Origin of the sequence: Vibrio sp. Hep-1b-8 (assembly GCF_006124995.1) — a bacterium.
In the GTDB taxonomy this organism is placed as follows: domain Bacteria; phylum Pseudomonadota; class Gammaproteobacteria; order Enterobacterales; family Vibrionaceae; genus Vibrio.
Genome location: NZ_QEWN01000058.1, coordinates 1 through 1,246 on the forward strand (window position 1 = coordinate 1; position 1,246 = coordinate 1,246).

A 1,246-nucleotide genomic window follows, 5' to 3' on the forward strand; every position below is an offset into this window, starting at 1 on the left:
CTTTAACGTAGGCGACAATTTGATGAGTGTGAGAATAGGTTTTCTCAGTCAAATGCTCGATTAGGTGCATGGTTTGAGTAGCAGAAAGCTTGCTTTGGCTTCCGCCATTTTCAGGCTTAAGTTTTTCAGAAAGAACGTAGTCACTAAGGTGGCGTGCAACGGTTGATTCATGAATGCGAAGAGCTTGAGCAATCATGGTCTGACTCCACCCCTCTGTGGTAAGCAATACTGCTTTAATACGGTCACGCACTCGACCATCACGAGTAGAATCGTGCATTTGTTCGAGTTGCAGTTTCTGCTGAGGAGTCAGTGTAATTTTCATGGTTCGTAGCATGATCCTGATTCTAAATAAAATCAAGCATTTTCAATGATCAGGGGTATATTCACGTTGGAACAAAGAATCTCCGGGTACACGTAGGCCTAGAATTTTGTTTTTAGCCGATCGCAATATTTTGGCGGATCAAGCCATTAACACTTTCAATCCATACGAAAAAGATCTAATCAAAATAAACGGTGAGGAGGTACGCAAGCGGGGTGGAGTCGTGCCAACTAATGCGCATATCTTTTTTGCTATCTACCAAGCCATTGCTGAGCGTGAAAGTATTGAAGGCTACTACAAAGCGTATCCAAGTGATTTTTTCGACCTTGTAATGATTGACGAGTGTCACCGTGGCAGTGCTAATGAGACAGGCTCTTGGCGAGCCATACTCGATCATTTTGGCAGTGCGGTACATGTCGGCCTAACAGCTACACCAAAACGTGAAGCTAATGTGGATACCTACGACTACTTTGGTACACCAGCATTTGAATACTCATTAAAAGATGGCATCAACGATGGTTTCTTAACACCATATCGTGTTAAGCGGGTACGTACCAACTTAGACGAGCTGGTGCTAACCAAAGATGACCAAGTAATCGAAGGTGAATCAGGGCAAGACGTCTATCAGGTTGAAGATTACGACAAAAAAATCATCGTGGATGATCGTACCGAACTGGTCGCAAAAGCCATTTTGGACAATATCAATCCACTAGAAAAAACCATCGTATTTTGCGAAAACCAAAATCATGCACTGACCATGCGTGACATGATCAACAAACACAAAAAAGTGAAAGACCCGCACTATTGTGTGCGCGTGACCAGTGATGAGGGCAAAGTCGGCCGCGAGCTACTGGAAAAATTCCAAGATAACGACAAAGACATTCCCACTATCATTACCTCCTCGCAAATGTTAACCACCGGGGTAGA

General features: G+C 43.7%; 2 protein-coding genes. One reads left to right on the forward strand and one right to left on the reverse strand.

The features are described from left to right. The coding region (locus DA100_RS08180; RefSeq protein WP_240800896.1) for a helix-turn-helix domain-containing protein at positions 1-322 on the reverse strand (322 nt) is incomplete at its 3' end. A gap of 106 nt (positions 323-428) precedes the next feature. Between DA100_RS08180 and DA100_RS08185 the strand changes: the two genes are divergently transcribed. Further along, positions 429-1,246: DEAD/DEAH box helicase family protein (locus DA100_RS08185; protein ID WP_240800897.1), on the forward strand; the 818-nt coding region annotated here is incomplete at its 3' end.